The sequence below is a fragment of the Streptomyces sp. NBC_01463 genome (assembly GCA_036227345.1).
Lineage (GTDB): Bacteria > Actinomycetota > Actinomycetes > Streptomycetales > Streptomycetaceae > Streptomyces.
The window spans coordinates 8,415,787-8,433,628 of sequence record CP109468.1 but is presented as its reverse complement, the minus strand read 5'-3'; the positions used below and the strand labels follow the sequence as shown (position 1 = coordinate 8,433,628).

The 17,842-nt window shown below is 70.3% G+C and carries 15 protein-coding genes; 7 read left to right on the top strand and 8 right to left on the bottom strand.

From position 1 onward, the window contains the following. Nucleotides 1-59: 59 nt before the first annotated feature. Nucleotides 60-1,013: an immunity 49 family protein gene (locus OG521_37010; GenBank protein ID WUW26067.1), complete on the bottom strand. Its 954-nt coding sequence runs from the start codon at nt 1,011-1,013 to the stop codon at nt 60-62. A 175-nt stretch (nt 1,014-1,188) separates the two neighbouring features. On the opposite strand from OG521_37010, the gene OG521_37005 reads away from it, so the two are divergent. Both OG521_37005 and OG521_37000 read left to right on the top strand, forming a co-directional pair. After that, on the top strand, nt 1,189-1,599 hold the full coding sequence (locus tag OG521_37005) for a VOC family protein (protein ID WUW26066.1): 411 nt from the start codon (nt 1,189-1,191) through the stop codon (nt 1,597-1,599). A 76-nt stretch (nt 1,600-1,675) separates the two neighbouring features. After that, on the top strand, nt 1,676-2,125 hold the full coding sequence (locus OG521_37000; GenBank protein ID WUW26065.1) for an AraC family transcriptional regulator: 450 nt from the start codon (nt 1,676-1,678) through the stop codon (nt 2,123-2,125). Here OG521_37000 and OG521_36995 read toward each other — a convergent pair. From OG521_36995 to OG521_36965, 7 genes are all read right to left on the bottom strand, one after another. Then, nucleotides 2,083-2,733: a Type 1 glutamine amidotransferase-like domain-containing protein gene (locus OG521_36995; protein WUW26064.1), complete on the bottom strand. Its 651-nt coding sequence runs from the start codon at nt 2,731-2,733 to the stop codon at nt 2,083-2,085. The genes OG521_37000 and OG521_36995 overlap by 43 nt on opposite strands. Before the next feature lie 43 nt (nt 2,734-2,776). Further along, entirely contained in the window at nt 2,777-3,778 is a 1,002-nt protein-coding gene (locus OG521_36990; protein WUW26063.1) for a GNAT family N-acetyltransferase, read from the bottom strand. A 30-nt stretch (nt 3,779-3,808) separates the two neighbouring features. Further along, on the bottom strand, nt 3,809-4,114 hold the full coding sequence (locus tag OG521_36985; GenBank protein WUW26062.1) for a ferredoxin family protein: 306 nt from the start codon (nt 4,112-4,114) through the stop codon (nt 3,809-3,811). Between the two features lie 47 nt (nt 4,115-4,161). Continuing rightward, nucleotides 4,162-5,418, bottom strand: coding sequence for an MFS transporter (locus OG521_36980; protein WUW26061.1), 1,257 nt, complete (start codon nt 5,416-5,418; stop codon nt 4,162-4,164). A 60-nt stretch (nt 5,419-5,478) separates the two neighbouring features. Then, the gene (locus OG521_36975) at nt 5,479-6,756 is read right to left on the bottom strand and encodes an MFS transporter (protein ID WUW26060.1); all 1,278 of its coding nucleotides are present in this window, start codon (nt 6,754-6,756) and stop codon (nt 5,479-5,481) included. A 115-nt stretch (nt 6,757-6,871) separates the two neighbouring features. Beyond that, nucleotides 6,872-7,573 carry a 2OG-Fe dioxygenase family protein gene (locus tag OG521_36970; GenBank protein ID WUW26059.1) on the bottom strand — a complete coding sequence of 234 codons (702 nt, stop codon included), beginning with the start codon at nt 7,571-7,573 and terminating at the stop codon, nt 6,872-6,874. Between the two features lie 53 nt (nt 7,574-7,626). Next, complete coding sequence (locus OG521_36965) at nt 7,627-8,922, bottom strand: ATP-grasp domain-containing protein (protein WUW26058.1); 1,296 nt, start codon at nt 8,920-8,922, stop codon at nt 7,627-7,629. Nucleotides 8,923-9,840: 918 nt separating this feature from the next. Between OG521_36965 and OG521_36960 the strand changes: the two genes are divergently transcribed. The 5 genes from OG521_36960 (at nt 9,841) to OG521_36940 (ending at nt 17,796) form a co-directional block, all read left to right on the top strand. Continuing rightward, nucleotides 9,841-11,274 carry a radical SAM protein gene (locus OG521_36960; GenBank protein ID WUW26057.1) on the top strand — a complete coding sequence of 478 codons (1,434 nt, stop codon included), beginning with the start codon at nt 9,841-9,843 and terminating at the stop codon, nt 11,272-11,274. A gap of 258 nt (nt 11,275-11,532) precedes the next feature. Then, on the top strand, nt 11,533-12,624 hold the full coding sequence (locus OG521_36955; protein ID WUW26056.1) for a DUF1152 domain-containing protein: 1,092 nt from the start codon (nt 11,533-11,535) through the stop codon (nt 12,622-12,624). Nucleotides 12,625-12,645: 21 nt separating this feature from the next. Then, complete coding sequence (locus OG521_36950) at nt 12,646-13,950, top strand: ATP-grasp domain-containing protein (protein ID WUW26055.1); 1,305 nt, start codon at nt 12,646-12,648, stop codon at nt 13,948-13,950. Further along, the gene (locus OG521_36945) at nt 13,950-15,314 is read left to right on the top strand and encodes a hypothetical protein (GenBank protein ID WUW26054.1); all 1,365 of its coding nucleotides are present in this window, start codon (nt 13,950-13,952) and stop codon (nt 15,312-15,314) included. Before OG521_36950 ends, OG521_36945 begins: the two co-directional genes overlap by 1 nt. 340 nt (nt 15,315-15,654) lie before the next feature. Then, nucleotides 15,655-17,796 carry an AAA family ATPase gene (locus OG521_36940; GenBank protein WUW26053.1) on the top strand — a complete coding sequence of 714 codons (2,142 nt, stop codon included), beginning with the start codon at nt 15,655-15,657 and terminating at the stop codon, nt 17,794-17,796. Nucleotides 17,797-17,842: the final 46 nt, after the last annotated feature.

The window sequence follows — 17,842 nt, the reverse complement described above, 5'->3', positions numbered from 1 at the left end:
CCGGCCATCCCTGGCCGCGTCCGACGGCACCGACAGCCCGGCACGGTGCCCGTTCCGCCCTACTTGGCGGTCCAGCCGCCCAGGGCGTTCCGTCCGGCCTCCGCCGCCCGTCGCAGCGCGTCCGGGGAACCCAGTAGTCCGTGCGGCAGATAGCCGGACCGGATGCCCAGGTCCCATCCATGCACCTGGACGGCAAGGGCGGCGAGGGCGAGCGTGCCGAGCGGCAGCAGGGTCCTGGCGGCGGGATCGGGTCCCACGCTCTTCCGGTGCTCGACGAGCCGGGCCGCGAGCGCCTCGTCGAAGGCGTGACGGTCGTCGTCGAGAAGGACGCGCAGGAGACGCTGGTCGGGTGTCAGGGGACCTACCGCGTCCAGTTTCCGAGCCGCCCCCGCCCGCTCCTCCACGTCGGGCTTGCACAGCGTCACGGTCGGCCAGTCGCGGGGCAGATGCCCGGACGACGCGGTCAGATAGCCGCACAGCGCGTCCATCGCGGCCAGGTCGGCCGGCTCGGAGAGGGAGTCGAACGTCGAGTACGGCACTCCGTCGCGCACCGCGGGCGCGTAGTCCTCCCGCAGCAGCAGGCCGATCACCCGCTCCCATTCCCCCACCAGACCGCTGACCAGGCAGAGCTCGAACGCGTCGCACCACGTCCGCGCCGTGGGAGCCGCCTCGACGAGGTCGCCGAACGCTATGTCCTCGCTGCTCAGCACCTCGTCGATCAGCGGAAACGCGATCTCCTGGTCGCCGTTGGGGAAGCAGCCCACGCTCAGCACTCCGAGCGAGCACTCGGCCGCGGTCCGCAGAGCGGCGCGCGCGACCTCGTCGGGCGCGGAATCCTCCGCGGTGCGGGCCGCGACGTGGTCGAGGAGCTCGTCACACGTCTCCCGCAGCCTCCCCGGGGACGCGTCGTCGTAGCGCATCCAGTGCCATCGCCCATGGGTCCGTCCGGCGATGTCCGCAAGCGCGTCCTCCCTGCGCTGCGTGCCGACCTCGTGGCACATCACTTCCCGCACAGCCCTCGCCGTCCCCTCATGATCGTTTCACCCGGATGCGGCACGCTACCAGCGGGCTCCGACACCACCCCGGCCCAACGAACCGGCGGAGCGCCGTGGGACGCGCGACCCGATCGGCCGGATCGGTCAGGAATCGAGAAGCGCGGGCCATGGGGCCGGATCTAGCATGATCGCCATGGACATCAGCATTCACACGAGCTTCCTCCCGCACGACGACCCGGACGCCTCCGTGGCCTTCTACCGCGACGTACTCGGCTTCGAGGTCCGCAGCGATGTCGGCCAGGGCAAGATGCGCTGGATCACGGTCGGTCCGGCCGGTCAGCCCAGTACGTCCATCCTGCTCGCGCCGCCCGCCGTCGACCCCGGCATCACCGAGGACGAGCGCCGCACGATCACCGAGATGATGGCCAAGGGCACCTATGGCTGGATCCTGCTGGCCACGCCGGATCTCGACGGTACGTTCGCGAAGGTCCGGGCCGGCGACACCGAGGTGGTCCAGGAGCCGACCGAGCAGCCCTACGGCATCCGCGACTGCGCCTTCCGCGACCCCGCGGGCAACCTGGTCCGCATCCAGGAACTTCGCTGATCCGTCCGGCACCCGCACCGTCTCCGGCCAGGCCGGGACCGGAGTGCCCACGGACCCCGACGAACGGAGTTCACGCATGTGTCACCCCTCGTGGGGGCGGGCGCGCCTCGCGGCGCAGCGCCTCAGCGACCTGGCGCGGCTACGCCGTGTCCGCGACCGAATAGACAGGGAGTACGCGCGCCCCCTGAACGTCGAAACCCTCGCCGCCGACGCGGGCATGACCGCCGGAGAGCTGGGCCGGTCCTTCCGGCTGGCCTACGGCAGGTCTCCGTACGCGTACCTGATGGCCCGTCGTGTCGAGCGCGCCTCGGTGCTGCTGTGGCACGGTGGCCTCAGCATCACCGAGGTCTGCTTCGCCGTCGGCTGCCCGTCGACCGGCACCTTCAGCACCCGCTTCACCGAGCTCGTCGGCATGCAGCCCGACGTGTACCGGCTCCGCGCGACGGCGGCGGCGCCGCGCGTGGTGAGGCAGGCGACCGGGCCTCAGCAGACCCGTGTGCGGCCGTCCTTGGCCACCAGCACCTGACCGTCGCGCAGGGTCCGGTGCGCGATCCCCTTCGCGCGGTAGTCGGCGGCCACCCGTCCGAGAACTTCGGACTCGGGGTGGCCGGGCGAGTCGATGTGCGGCACCACGACGTGGTCCAGGAGGCCCAGCCCGTCCCAGGTGACCGGATCGCCGTAGGTCTCCGTGACCGCGTTCGGATCGTCGCACTGCTCCAGGCCGCGCAGACTCGGTGCGAGCACGCAGGCGCCCGCGCTGTAGCCGCCGTACACCAGGTCGTCCCGGCGCAGCCGCGCGCCGAGCACGGCGTCCGCTCCGCTGCGGGCGAGGGCGTGGCGGAGCATGAACACGTTGCCGCCGCGCACCCAGACGGCAGGGTAGGGGGCGAACGCGGCCTCGACGTCCTCCCTCGGCCTGCCGAAGTACGCGCGCAGGTCGATCTCGGCCGGCCGAAGCCCGATCGAGTGGAGGGCCTCCGTCTCCCGCCGCACCCCGGCAGCGCGTCGGTCCGGGGGCTGGTCGTCCGTCGCGTTGGCGATCACCGCAATGTCGGCGGGCCCGGGCGCGTCCAGGAGGGCGAGCAGCTGGTCGGGATGGTTCCCCATGCGGAAGGAGGAGAGATACATACGCATTCGAGGGACCCTACGGCCTCGTCGCAGGAACAGGGTCGTCAGGTCAGGACCCTTCGAGCGCCCACAGCGGCGAAGTGACCGCTCCCCTGAGGGTTTTGGCCCTGAGGGACTCCATGCCGAGGTGGAGCGCGGTGGCGCCTTGGGCGTAGGCGTCCTCGATGGGGAGGTAGTAGACCAGGTTGAAGTACTCGTGTGCTCCTCGCAGTTGCGCGTAGTCGTATCCGGTGGAGCGGAGCCAGAGGGTTCCCGCGTGGCGGTAGAAGAGGCTGAAGGCGACCATGTGTTCTTCGGCGAAGGCGGCGATGACGACTCCGCTGTCGGCCATGCCGTCGGCCTGGTCGCGCATGAGCCGCGTCATGAAGGCGGGGTCGGCCGGGTGGCCGTGGCGGGCCTGGAGTTGTGCGGCCAGTGCGCCGACGGCCTCGGCGCACTGGGAGAGACGTAGCGTGCGCAGCTCGTATCCGGCTTCCGCGAACGCGCGGCGTTCGCGGCGGATGGCGACGCGTCGTCTGGAGGGCAGGCCGGCGAGGTAGTCCGCGAAGGTGCTGCCGGGAAGCGGGATGCGGGCGTCCTCGTTCAGCCGCACGGGCTCGGTCCCGCAGACGTCGGCGAGTTCGGTGGCCGCCGTGTCGGTGACGTACAGCCACCACGGCTGGGCCTGCTCGGCGGCGGCGAGGGACCGGACCGCCGTCACGAGGTGGTGCAGCGCCTCGCGCCTGCGGTCAGGGGTGAGGGCGGGGTGCAGGAGCGGGGCGTTCAGGTAGCCGCGGCGGGCGCCCGCCAGGAGGGTCCTGACCGGAGGCCTGCCGGGGACGACCTCGTGCACGCGGTAGAGGTCGTTGGGCTCGCTGTCGACCACGTGGAGCGGGACGGCGGCGATCAGCAGGCCGTCATCGTGGACCAGTGCGTACCGGACCTGGGCGGTGGGATCGTCCTGCTGGGCGGCGAGCCACTGGTGGCAGAGGTAGAGGCCCGCCGGACCGGACAGCGCGTCCCATGAGTGGGCGGGGATGCGCCGTATGTCGTCGACGAGGGTGAGGTTCACGGCCGCACCTCCGCGGCGCCGGCCGCCATGTCATCGCGCCGCGACATGGGGGTGGTCCTTGTCGATCGGGCCGAGCCGCGCGGCGCCACCGGGCGATCCCAGGTCGTCGAAGAACTCGACGTTCGCTTTGTAGTAGTCCTTCCACTCCTCCGGGGTGTCGTCCTCGTAGAAGATCGCCTCGACCGGGCAGACCGGCTCGCAGGCTCCGCAGTCGACGCATTCGTCCGGGTGGATGTACAGGGACCGCCGGCCCTCGTAGATGCAGTCGACGGGACACTCCTCGATGCAGGCCTTGTCCTTGAGGTCCACACATGGCTCTGCAATGACGTACGTCATCGGGTTTCCTCTCTCCGGCGCGAGGCCGTCCGGGCAGTTGCGCGGGGTCAGCCGGCGGAGGCTTCGGCGAGTCCGCTCTCCGCCGCGCGGGGGGCGCGGTGCGTTTCGATGATTCCGGGGCGTACGCAGACGAGGGCGACGACGAGCGCTGCCGCTCCCGAGGCGCAGGTGAGCAGGAAGGCGCTGTGGTGGCCGTAGTGCTCGGCCAGCTGTCCTGCCGCCAGTGCGGCGACGCCCTGGCCGATGATGAGTCCGCTGCCGAGGAAGGCCATGGCTTCCCCCATGCGCTCCATCGGGGCGATGTGTTCCCCGAGGTTGAACACCGCGATGAGGTGCGGGGCCACCGCGAACCCGATACCTGCGATGGCCGCGGTGGCGCCGATGAAGCTGTCGACGAGGAGCAGCGGGAGCAGGAGGAGCGCCTGCGCGGCGATGGCGAGACGGAGCTGGAGTGTCAGCTCCATCGCGCTCGGACGCATCGTCATGGCGAGGCCGATGAGTGAGCTGGTCACCGCCATCGCGCCCCACACCAGACCGGCCATTCCGGTGTCGCCGAGGTGTTCGGAGAGTGCGCTCGTGCCGGCGTTGGCGCTTCCCCAGATCATTCCCTGGAGCAGCGCCATGGCGAAGACGGCGATCAGTGCGGGATGCAGCAGCCTCCCGCGTGCGGAGGTCTGTGTGGTTCTGCCCCGTGGGGCCGTGGGGTGGAGGGCGAAGAGGGTCCCGAAGACGGCGATGACCGCTCCCGCCAGGACGAGTCCGGCCGCGGGGTGGATCAGGACCACGGTCATCCCGGCGAGGGCGGGTCCTGCCATGAAGCTGAGTTCGTCGACTGCGGTGTCGAAGGAGAGCGCGCGGCGGGTCAGTTCCCGGGTGCCCGTGCCGGCCTTCCCGTCGGCAGGTCCGGTCAGCACCACCCACCGTGTCCTGGAGAGCGGCCCGATCTGCGGCACGGTGAGACCGACGACCGCGGCGAGCACGGCTTGTACGACGAGCGGCGTGCCGGTGAGCGCCGCTGCGACGAACAGAGCCAGGGCGGCCGCGTTCGCGAGGGAGGCTGCCAGGATGACGGGCCGGTGGCCTCGGCGGTCGGCGTAGCGGCCGAGGAACGGGCCGCCCACGGCCTGGCCGGTCCACAGCATTCCGGCCGCGATTCCCGCGGTGCCGATGCTGTCCAGCTCGGTCAGCATCAGGAGAGTGGCGATGGGGCAGATCGCTGCGGGCAGGCGCGCCGCGAAGGAGATGACGGGCAGCGCGGGGCCCGCGATCTGTGTGACTGCCCGAAGGCCAGTGAATGCCGGCACTTGATCGTATCCAATCGGATGGGCGACGGGTTCAACAGGGGCTTTGACAAAGGGAGTTCACTAAGGGCGTTCGACCGGCTCGGCTGTGGGGGCGGCGGCCTTCTCCGTCCGTGGACCGTCCTGCGCAGGGGCGTCGCCGAGGCTCAGCACCAGCGGCACCACCAGCAGGTTCAGCGCCCCGAGGACCACCCAGGGCCAGGCGGGCCCGTGCCCCAGGAGCATGGTGAGCAGAGCCGGGGCCATGGCGTTCCCGAGGGTCCAGGACAGCTGGAAGGCGCCGAGGTAGCGGCCCCGGATGTGCTCCGGTGCCAGGGAGGCGCTCAGCTCGCCGCTCGACGGCACGCTGAGCATCTCGGCAACCGTGAACGCCGCCATCGCCGGCACCAGGCCTGCGACGACGACCCAGCCGGGCACCGCGAGCAGCAGCCCGAACACGGTGAACGCGACGGCGTTGACCACACCGGCCAGTGCCAGTACCCGGGTCGGGCGGCGGCGTTCGGTCATCCGGGCGACGAGGGTCTGCACGAGAGCGACGAGGGCCATGTTGCCGACCGTGCAGGCTCCCACCAGCCACGTGGCGACGTGCAGGGATTCGGTGAGGTAGACGGCGAGAAGGACCGGCAGCACGCTCGCGGCGAGCACGAATGCCAGGTTCGCGAGGACCAGCCGCAGGTAGCGCGTGTCGCGCAGTACGACGGCGTACCCCTCGCCCTTCCGCGTACGGATGTGCCGGGGCGACCGGTCCTCCGTCACGGGTCGCCAGCCGGCGATCAGGCATGCGGCGATCACGAAACTGGCCGCGTTGACCACGATCAGCAGCCGGATCCAGTCGCTGCCGACCGCGAGGGCCAGCGAGGCGACGGCCGCTCCGAACCCGCCCCCGATGTTGCGCAGCGCGCCGATGAAGCCGAACCAGCGGGCCTGGTCGTGACTGTGTGCGGCCAGGAGGACGAGGCCGCGGCCGGCGGTCCAGTAGATGCTGGAGCCCGCCTGGACGACGAACTGGACGACGACGATCTTCCCTACGGTGTCCGCTGCCAGGAAGGCGGTGAAGCCGGCCGCCGAGATGAGGTTGGCGGCGATGACGACCTTGCGGGCGCCGAGCCGGTCGATCAGTGAGCCCGCCAGTACGGGGGTGGGCAGGGCGAGCAACTGCCCCAGCGACAGGGCGGCGCCGATCGAGCCGAGCGACAGCGAGGTCGTGGTGGTGAAGTAGATGACGGTGAAGGCGAGAACCAGCCCGTTGCCGAGGCTGTCCATGATGTTCGCGGAGACGAAGCGGCCGTTCCCCGCCAGGTCGGGCAGCCCCCACTTCTCCAGGACCTCCCGCCCTCTCATCGCGGCCCTCCGCGGTCACCGGAGCCGGCCGCTCCCCGGCGGCTTCGGCCCGTCCCGTCGACGCCCTTGCCACCCGACGGAACGTCACGGGTGTCCGGCCGGCCCGGCAGCGGGCTCATGCACCCGCCCCGTCCGGCTCGCCACCGCGCGGGAAGAAGTCGACGAGCAGCATGTCCCTCACCCCCACGGGCATCCCGTCGGTCACCTCGACCGGCGACACACCGTGGAACACGCGCCGGTCGTCGATGATGAGCGTGTCGAAGGGCTCGCTGAGCAGTGTGCGCAGGAGCGGGCTCCTGTCCCGGCCGTACAACTGGGACACACCACCGCGGACGTCCTGCCTGCGCATGAGGACTTGGGCGACGAAGTGGTGGCCGTCCTCGTGCACGCCCTCCGGCGCCGGCAGTCCCTCGGAGTCGCGGGAGGCGAGGATGCGGATCTGGTGGATGCCGATGGCGCCGGAGTCGATGTCGAAGGTGCCGGGGAGCCGGGCGAGGAGCGTGCGGACGAGAGCGGTGAGCAGGGGCGAGGCCGCCACCTCCTGCTCGATGGGCGCGAACTCCCGGTCCACCCCGCCGTGCAGGGGGTTGACCGCCAGTGCCTGGCGGAACGCTCCGTGCGGGGCGCGGACCAGGCCCTTGCCGGTCAGGTGGAATTCGCTGTAGCGGCGACGGCGGTAGCCGGCGCCGTCCTTCAGGTAGCGGTCGGCCCGGAGGCCGTCCCAGGACTCCCGGAGCTGTTTGATCTCGGACTCGCCGTGTGCGGCGAGGGACTCCAGGACGTCGGCGGCAGGCAGGTGGACGTACGGATCGGACATCGGGCGTAGAGGCCTTTCGTGCGGGGCGGGGCCGAGGACACTGGATCCGCCGGTCAGCCGACGGCCTGCGGGGCCGGGGTGGCGAGCAGCCCTTCGAGCAGCGCCAGCATGGCCGGGGAGAGAACGTGGTGGGCCGCGTCCAGGGACGTGATCCGCCGGAGGAAGCCGGCCTCGGCGCCGTACTCGCAGGAGACGATCATCAGTCCGCCGTACTCGCGCCCGTCGACCACGAGGGTGGGGGTGATCTGTACGACGTCCAGGGCCTGTTCGGCTTCCTTGGTGAAGGCGTCGGTCACGTTGTTGACCGGGAACTCCAGGGACCAGCGGCGCCGGGGCAGCACCGGCTCGGCCGGCGCCTTCCACTGGCCGAGCAGGATCTCGGTCATGCTCAGGTACGTGTTGTGGTCCGAGGCGGCCACGCCGAGGGCGGTGGCACCGGAGACCCGTGGGTTGATCTCCAGGACGTAGTAGGTGCCGCGGCTGTAGATGATGTCCAGGTTGATGACACCGGTGACGCCCAGGGTGGTGCACAGCTTCTTCAGCTTCTCCGCGACCGGCGCGAAGGCGGCGTCGTCCGCGGGGCGTGGCGCCGATGAGCGCAGCTCCCAGAAGGCGAAGGTGGGCTTGCCGCCGGTCGGACCGGTGAAGCAGAGCGGCTGCACGGCGTACTCGCCGTCCGCTCCCACGAGTTCGACCGTGCACAGCTCGCCGGTGACGCACTGTTCCAGGACGAAGTTCCCCTCGTCGGGGGTCGCCAGGTACTCCTCCAGATCCGCATGGTCGCGGATGAAACGGATGCCGTTGCCCGAGCTTCCCCATACCGCCTTGGTGAGGAGCGGGAAGCCGATCTCCGCCGCCTTGAGCCGGATGATGTCCGCGTAGACCGGGACCTCGGCCGCACCGTTCTTCAGCAGTGTGCCGTCGATGAGCATGCCCTGCGGGGTGTCCAGGCCGTGGTCGGCCAGGATCTTCTTCGTCTCCCATTTGTCGGCCAGCAGCCGCGAGGGTTCCAGTCCGTTGGAGACCATCGGGATGCCGTGCCGGGCGAGTTTCGCCTTCACCACCGCGTCGCGCAGCCCGGCCTCGTCGGGGAAGGCCAGCGAGACGACGCCGTCGGCACCCCAGGCGAGTACTCGCTCGACGATCTGGTCGGGGGTGGCGTCCTCGGGCAGCTTCTCCCAGGTGCCGCCGGGGAAGTCCTCGGTGGCGCAGTCACCGTCGGTGTACAGGATGTGGGCGTCCCGGCCGGTGTCCGTGACGGTCCGGGCCAACGCCGGTATGTAGGGGCCGGCGCGCGAGATCGGGATCGATCGGATGTACGCGATGCGCTTGATGTCTGACGCGGTCATGGGTCACTCCAGTTCGATCGTGAGCTCGGCGCCGGCGGCATCCGGCACTCGGCCGGTCCCGTGCGGGATGGGGGCGCGCGGAATCACCCGGACGTCCCTGACCCGTCCCGGCCGTGGCGGTGCCGGTCACGCGGGTGGGGCGCGACGGCACCGGTTTCCGCGCCCCGCCCCGGGGGGTTGACCCTGCGGGAGGCGCCCCGCCAACCGCATGTGCGGGCAGGGCAGAACGGATGGACGGAGGCGGTGTTCGCGAGCGGGTCAGGACCGGGTACTTCGACTTCGTACGGCTCAGCAGGCCTGTTGGCACTCATGTCGGCAATGGCCGCAGCAAGGCCGGCGGCGCCCTGGCGACCCGAAGGCCGGTCACTTCTCGAGCGGGGCGCGTGTGCACAGCGCGCAGGCCGCTCACGCCCTTCCCGGCCGATGGCCCGGAAAGCGAATTCGTGTCCTTCAAAATTCAACGTGTCTTCGCGGCGCCACTGCTTTCCGGTACCTCAACTCGCCTCCTGAGTCGGCCTGTTCGGTCCGGCGACCGTAACCGTACGAGCGCCGGCAGATCACCCTTCCTCCGGGCGGTCTCACAGTGCGGACAAGTTCGGAGAAGGCAACAGTGGACACCCGAGATCGTCGTAGGTTCTGTTCCTGTCGGCCCCCTCGCTCCCACCGCTCTACTGAAAAAGCCTCCGCCATTGCTGTACGCATCGACCGACAAGCTTGATTTGCGTGGCAGTTGGGCGAGAGCAGAGCCGCCGGGGGAAGTGGCTTGCGGGGCGGGGCACCGCCCATACGAATTCCCGCGCGTGTCCCTGAACACGCCCGTTCACTCCACACCTCATTCCGTGCCGCCTTGATCTGCGGCATCGCTCCCGGCCGGCAGGCAGTCCGAAGCCGTACCTCCGTACGTAAGGATCAGGCACGTTGAGCGCTATTCGCGACGAGCTCGCCAGGCACATCGAGCAGGGCGTCATACCGCCCTTCAACTACGCGTACCCTTCCCGCTCCGCCTACCGCCCACTGAACGGAACCCGGAACATCGGGGAGATCTGGGCAGAGGATCTGCAGCGACACCCGGTTCCCGAACTCAACCTGTACCTGCACGTGCCCTTCTGTCGATACAAGTGCGGATTCTGCAACCTGTACACCGTCATCTCCGAGGACATGGACGTGTACGACGCGTACATGGACGCGCTGTGCACGCAGATCCGCGACCACACGGAGATCATCCAGAGCCGCCGCCTGCGCACCATCTACATCGGTGGCGGCACTCCCAGCCTGCTGAGCCTGCGTCACTTCGAGCAGCTCTTCGCCACCTTCGACGAGGTGTACCCCAACTGGCGCAGCACGGTGGAGGAGGTGGCCATCGAGGCCACCCCGGACTCCATCGTGAAGGAGCCCGGCACCCTGGAGGGGCTCATCGACCTGGGTCTCACCAGGGCGAACATCGGCATCCAGTCGCTGGTGCCCTCCGAGATCCGGGAAGCCGGCCGCGGCCAGGCGGGAGAGCAGGTCATCCGCCGGGCCATCGAGATAACCCGCGAGAAGCAACTGCCCAATCTCAGTACCGACTTGATCATGGGCTTCGCGGGGCAGACGCCGGAGAGCTGGCGGCACTCCGTCGACGAACTGGCGGCGCTCGCCCCCGAGACGATCAGCACGTACTTCCTGACCGTCCGGCCGGACGCGTGGTTCTCCAAGACCGGCGCGTACCAGTACATGATGAGTCCGGACCTGTACGAACGGTACGACTACGCGAACGCCACGTTCCGCGAGGCCGGTTACGTGCAGGAGTCGAACGTCCGCTACAAGAAGCTGGGCCGTGGCGGATACCAGCAGAAGGTTCTGACCTTCCACGGTGTTCCGCTGCTGGGGCTCGGAGCCGGCGCGCGCAGTTACACCAGTTCGGTCGACTACATGGTCGGCAGCGTGAAGCCGAGCCTGACCGAGGTGGCGGACTACATCACCAAGGCACGGGCCCACGAACTGACCCCGCTCACCGGCTTCGTCCTCAACGACGAGGAAATCGTCCGCAAGCGGCTCGTCCTCGACTCCTTCGATCTGGACCTGAACGAGCTCAACCGCTTCGGATACCAGGAGATGGCGCATCTCTTCGAGCCGGTACTCGACGCGGCGGAGGAGGTCGGGCTTCTTCGCAGGCTGCCGACCAACCGCATTCAGCTCACGCCGGCCGGTTTCAAGTATCGCGACACCCTGTCGTGGATGCTCTTCTCGAAGAAGGTCATCGATCTGGACCGCGAATATTATGCCGGCCTGCACATGAGCAACAAGCGCGCGCAGAAGCACATGGGCAGCGAACCGCTCAGTATCTCAGGGCTGAAAACCGTAAAGGCCTGACTGCCTTTCTCAGCCACTCCTCCCGGTGCGGTCATCGAAGAGACGCCGGTGACCGCGCCGGGCCGGTGGTATGCGTTTGCCCGGAAACCCGTAAGGCCTGCATTCCGCACGCGGACCGCCCACCTCACGCACCGACCGATTCATGCCGGGCACCTCGCACATTCGGCCATTGAGACCTTGTACGGGGCTGGTTCACGGCCATCCACCACATTCCGCCGCTGTCTCCGGTGGAATCCTCCAACGACCGAAGGGTGCGCAATGACCCAGCTCCTGATCGCCGCGGGCGGCGGCGGCGACGTGATCGGCACGACCCTCGTGCACCGCGCGCTGCACGGCGACGAACCGGCGGTGGTGCTCAGCTACGCGTGGGAACGTCTGGTCGTCGACCCGCTCCCCGGCCCTCGTTCCGCGCGGGACTTCACACGCCTTCGGCCCCTCACCCCGAGTGTCTCCCGGATCACCGCGGACTCGGCCGCCCTCGCGCCGGGAGGCTCCACGCTTCCGCGGCTGGCCGCCGAGCTCCCTGTCACGCTGGGGCTGCTCGATCCGTACGGAGGAGTCACTCAACTGGCCCGCCAGATCGCGGAGACAGCCGAGAGGTACGACGTCGACGAGGTCGAGGTCGTCGATGTCGGAGGGGACGTCTTCGCCCGCGGTGACGAGCCCACGCTGCTCAGTCCGCTGCCGGACGCCCTGGTGATCGCGGCGTGCGCCACGGCAGGCGTGCGGGCCACCCTCCACCTCGCGGGCCCGGGGCTCGACTGCGAGATCCCGGAGCACGATCTGCTGCCCGGCCTGGGCACCGACTACTTCACTCTCACCGAGGACGACACCACCTGTGTCGAGCACGTCTTCGCCTGGCATCCCTCGGAGGCCAGTGCGCTCCTGGTGGCCGCCGCCCGCGGCCGGCGTGGTGGGTGCGTCGTACGGGACACCGGCAGGCCGGTGGTCCTCACCGACGCCAGTCCCCGCGTCTACCGCCGCAGCATCCAGCAGGTCCTGGACCGCAACCGGCTCGCGGGCGCTCTCTGTTCGCGTGCTGTGGACACTCTCGACGAAGCCGAGCGGGTCAGTCGGGACGTCTGCGGGTTCTCAGAACTCCAGCGCGAGCGCGACCTGTCGTCGCGGCCGGACGCACTGGGCTCACCCGACGGCTCGGTGACCGAGGCCATGCGCCGCCTGGACCCGTGGCTGGCCCGCCTGCGGACCGACGACGCGCAGGCCCGCTACGTCACGTTCCGCTGCGTGGCCGAAGGCCTCGGTCTCACCGGCGACGCGGCCCGCGCCCTGCGCGCACGTCTCATCAGTCAGCGCCCGCAACAGTACGCGGCCCCGCTGTTCGCCCTGTGACCCACACACACCCACACCCGAATGCCACGCCGGCACAACGGCGCCACCAGCACACCGACCGCCGAGGAAGGCCCCACCACCATGCCCAAGCTCCTTCTCCTCGAAGCGATGGGGAACACCGGCGAGTACGTCATCGACGCCGCTCGGGACCTCGACGTGGAAGTCGTCGTCGTCACGCACCCGGACGTCTACGAGGAGTGGTACTCCCCCACGCTCAAGCACAAGATCGAGGAAGCCGGAAAGCTCGTCTTCGTCGATCTCTCCGACAGCGAGGGCGCACTGCGCCGGCTCGCCGAGCTGGCACGGGCCGAGGACGTCAACGGTGTCGTCGCCTGCTGGGAGTTCCTGACCCCGCTGGTGGCGCAGCTTGCCGCCGCACTCGGACTTCCTGGCAACGACCCGACCCGGGCGCTCAGTTGCCGTAACAAGCGCATCATGGCGCGCGCCTTCACCGAACAGGGCATTCCGGCCCCGCTGACCCTGGCCGCACGCACCCTCGAAGAGGCGTACCAGTTGGTGGACACGGCAGGCCTGGCCTACCCCGTCGTCGTGAAGCCCTCCGAGCAGTCCGGCTCCTGGGGAGTGTCCGTGGTCGGCAGTGACGAGGAGCTGGCGACGGCCTTCGCGACCGCCAGGTCCCATCTCTTCCAGATGCCGCACGGCATCCCGCTGGACGCCCATGTGATCGTCCAGGAGTACGTCGGCGGCACCGAGTTCAGCATCGAGACGGTGGTGGTCGGGGGCGTGGCGACGCCGTTGCCGCCCTACGACAAGTTCACCACCGAAGGCGCCGCACGGGCCGAGTTCGGGCACACCGTGCCGGCGGAACTGGACGAGGCGTCGGTACGCACCCTGCAGCAGGCTGCGGTGGCGGCCGCGCACGCCCTCGGCATCACGAACGGCATCGCCCACACCGAACTCAAGCTGCTCCCCGACGGCACCACCCGCATCATCGAACTCGGGGCCCGGCTGCCCGGGGACCACATCGTCGCCCTCATGCGGCAGGCCCGCGGGATCGACGAGGCGAGGATCTACGTACAGATCGCACTCGGCGAGGAGCCGTCCCTCGCTCCCACCGCCGACACGGCGGCCGGAATCCGCTTCCTGACCCCGCCCCGGGGCGGGGTCCTCCGCTCGGTCAGCGGGATCGGCGACTCGGACGCGGTGGCACGGAGCAGGCTCACCGTCCAGCCGGGCGGCCACGTGCGCGCGCCCGGGGACAACGACTCACGGGTCGGATACGTGATCCTGCACGCCGGCACCGCCGCCGAGGTGAACACGGCCGCGGCCCAGGTGCTCGCGGATGTCCGCATCGAGGTCGCCTGATGTCCGCCGCGGCCCGGCTGGTCCGGGACTACCTGACAGGACTGCCGGCCGGCTGCACCCCGGAACGCGTGTGCGCGGACTCGCCCCTCGCCGGGGACATCTACGGAAGCGAGTTCCTGACCCGTCCGGTCTTCCTCGGCCACGAGGAGAGCCGGCGGGCCGGTGCGAGGCTGAGCCGCCTGTACGACCTCCTTCTGACGCTTCCCGAACGGTTCCACGGCGGTGACCTGCGCGCCTTCACCGCTGCCCTCGGCTGGCCTGCGGTACGGACCGGCGCCGCGCTCCGGGCCGACGGCCGGCCTCGTGTACTCCCTCGCAGCGCCCGCGCCGACCTCTACCGCGAGCGGGACGGCTTCCGCCTCCTCGAACTCAACGGCGGCAGCCCGCTCGGCGGCTGGGACATCGCGCTGCTCAACCACGCCCTGTTGCGCGAGCCCTACATCGCCTCCTTCGCTGCGGAACACGGCCTGCGGTTCACCGACGGGACCGAGGTGCTGCTGGACCTGTGGGAGGAGTCGTTCCCAGACTTCGACCGCTCCGCGAACCCGGTGGTCGCCCTGGTCGAGTGGCCCGGCAGCTACGCGTCGATGGAGCCGCACCTGCGCCGCATGGCCGCCCTGCTCGCACCCCACGGCATCGACGCGGTGCCCTGCCATCTCGGAGAGGTGGAGTACCGCGCGGACGGGGTCCACGTGGCCGGTCGCCGGGTCGACCTCGTACACCGCTGGTTCGTCATCAACGACGTCGCCGACACGGAGGACGTGGCCCTGCTCGCGCCCCTCTCCCGGGCGGCGGACCGGGGGCTGGTCAGTCTGTTCACTCCGCTGGAGAACGAGGTGTACGGCAGCAAGGCCGCGCTGGCCCTCCTCAGTGACACGCGGAACCGGTCCCTGTTCGACGCTGGGGAACTGGAGGTCATCGACGGCCTGCTCCCGTGGACCCGGCTGGTCCGGGACGAGAAGACCGAGGTCGCGGGCGAGCGCGTGGACCTCGTCCGCTTCGCGTTGGCGCACCGCGAGGACCTGGTGCTCAAGGCGAGCAGTTCGCACAGCGGCCTGGACGTGCTCGCGGGGTGGCGGACATCCGCCGGCGAATGGTCAGCCCAGGTGCGCGCGGCGGTGGGCGGCCCGTCCATCCTCCAGCGCCGGGTGCGTCCCGTGCCGGAGGAGTTCCCTGCGCCGGGCGGCGGACCGACCGAACCGGGGGTGCTCACCTGGGGTGTCTTCCTGGCCGGCCACGGTTACGGCGGTGCGTACCTCCGGGGCACGCCCGAGCTTGACAGCGGGGTCATCAGCTCGGGCAAGGGCGGACGTCTCGGGACCGTGTTCCTCTTCGATGACACCGACGACGAAGCGGACAGGTGACCTTCGCCGGGAACGAGCTCGGCGGAGCGCTCTCCTCCGCGGCGTCCGTCGGCGGGAATGCGGGCAAGGGGGAACTCCCACCTCTTGCCGCTTTCAACTTATAGCGCAGTGGGGGGCTTGCGGCAAGGCCCCGGGTGTACCGCACAATCACCCTTCGAGGCCAGAAGCTGAGGAAATGGGAGATTCACGAAGTGCATATGTTTTTGTCGGTTCTCGGGTCGTGCGGCGACGTGGAACCGATACGGGGAATCCCCTCACGGTCGTGGGCACGGCGCGCGGAGGTGTGGGAGTGCACACCGGCGGACTTCACGGACACCACCTCGGAACGGAGCCGCTGACCATGACCTCTCTCACCACCAGTGCCTTCGGCCTTCCCGACCGCCTCTCCCCCAAGGCCGAGCCGAAGCTGATCGCCGGCGACGAGGAGCATTTCGCGGCCATCGCCACCTGCCTCGAGGAGTCGGTCGCCGAGCTGTCCGAGCGCCTCGACGCCGAACGCAGGGCGCCCGGCGGCATGGGGCGTCAGGCGATGGACCGGGACATCGAGATCCACCGGCTCACCGCCCGCCTGCGCACGCTGCGCCGGTTCGGGCTCGACCTGTGCCTGGGGCACATGGTCGGCGCCGACGGTTCGGAGCCCGTGTACGTCGGCCGGCTCGGTCTCACGGACAGTTCCGGCCGCAGGCTGCTGCTCGACTGGCGTTCCCCCGCGGCCGAACCGTTCTTCGGAGCGACCCACGCCAGCCCGATGGGGCTGGCGAGCCGCCGCAGGTACCGCTGGACCCACGGCCGGATCAGCGACTACTGGGACGAGGTGTTCACCCCCGACGGGGTGGCCGGGCATGCCGCTCTCGACGACCAGTCCGCCTTCATCGCCACCCTCGGCGGGAACCGGTCGGCCCGGATGCGGGACGTGCTCGGCACCATCCAGGCCGATCAGGACGCCATCATCCGGGCGGGATCACGCGGCGCTCTCGTCGTCGACGGCGGCCCCGGTACGGGAAAGACCGTCGTCGCCCTGCACCGCTCCGCCTATCTCCTCTACTCCGATCCCCGGCTCGGCCACCACCGGGGCGGTGTGCTGTTCGTCGGCCCCCACGAGCCGTACCTCGGGTACGTGGCCGACGTGCTGCCGAGCCTCGGTGAGGAGGGCGTGCAGACGTGCACCCTGCGCGATCTCGTCGCCGAGGGAGCCGCGGCGACGGCCGAGGGGGACCCGGACGTGGCCCGCCTGAAGTCGTCCGCGGATCTGGTGCGGGCGGTCGAGGCGGCCGTCAGGTTCTACGAGGACCCGCCCACCGAGGGCATGACGGTCACCACCCCGTGGTCGGATGTCCGGGTGACCGCCGCCGACTGGGCGGTGGCGTTCGAAGCGGCACCGGGTGTCCCGCACAACGAGGCGCGCGACCAGGTCCTGGAGGAACTGGTCACCCTCCTGATGGACAAGCACGACGGCGGCGCCCCGGAGGGACTGCTCCGCAAGTCCCTGCTGCAGAACCGGGAGCTGCTGCAGGTATTCGACGGCGCGTGGCCGCTCGTCGAGGCCGCCGATCTCGTGGGCGACCTGTGGTCGGTGCCCGCCTACCTGCGTATCTGTGCGCCCTGGCTCGACCGGGACGACGTGTCACGGCTGCAGCGTGCCGACGCCCGGGCCTGGACCGTCTCCGATCTGCCGTTCCTGGACGCGGCGCGCCAGCGGCTCGGCGACCCGGAGGCATCGCTGCGCAGACGCCGGCACCAGGCGACCGTCGCCGCCGAACGCGAACACATGGCCCACGTCATCGACTCCCTGCTCGAAGCCGACGCCGACGGGGAGGGCGCGGTCACGATGCTGCACGGGCAGGACCTCAAGGACACCCTGGTCGACGGCACGGAGCTGCCCGGGGCCGAACCGGACCTGCTCGCCGGCCCGTTCGCCCATGTCGTCGTGGACGAGGCGCAGGAACTCACCGACGCGGAGTGGCAGATGCTGCTGCTCCGCTGCCCGTCCAGGAGCTTCACCATCGTCGGGGACCGCGCGCAGGCCAGGCACGGCTTCACGGAGTCCTGGCAGGAGCGGCTGGAGCGGGTCGGGCTCGACCGGATCCGCCTGGCCTCCCTGAGCATCAACTACCGGACACCGGAGGAGATCATGGCGGAGGCCGAGCCGGTCATCCTGGCGGCGCTCCCGGACGCCAACGTGCCGACGTCCGTCCGCGGCAGCGGTCTCCCCGTCGTCCACGGAGCGGCGAAGGATCTCGACGAGGTCCTCGGCACCTGGCTCGCCGCGCACGCCGACGGGATCGCCTGCGTCATCGGCGATCCCACGTTCAGGGCGACGCCCCGGGTCCGTTCGCTGACCCCGGAGCTGTCGAAGGGGCTCGAGTTCGACCTGGTGGTCCTCGTGGATCCGGCCGGGTTCGGCACGGGCATCGAAGGGGCGGTCGACCGCTATGTCGCGATGACCCGCGCGACACAGCAGCTCGTCGTCCTCACGAGCTGACGCCGTCGCGGCCCGGCCACCGCCGCGCGATGGCCGGGCCGGGGAC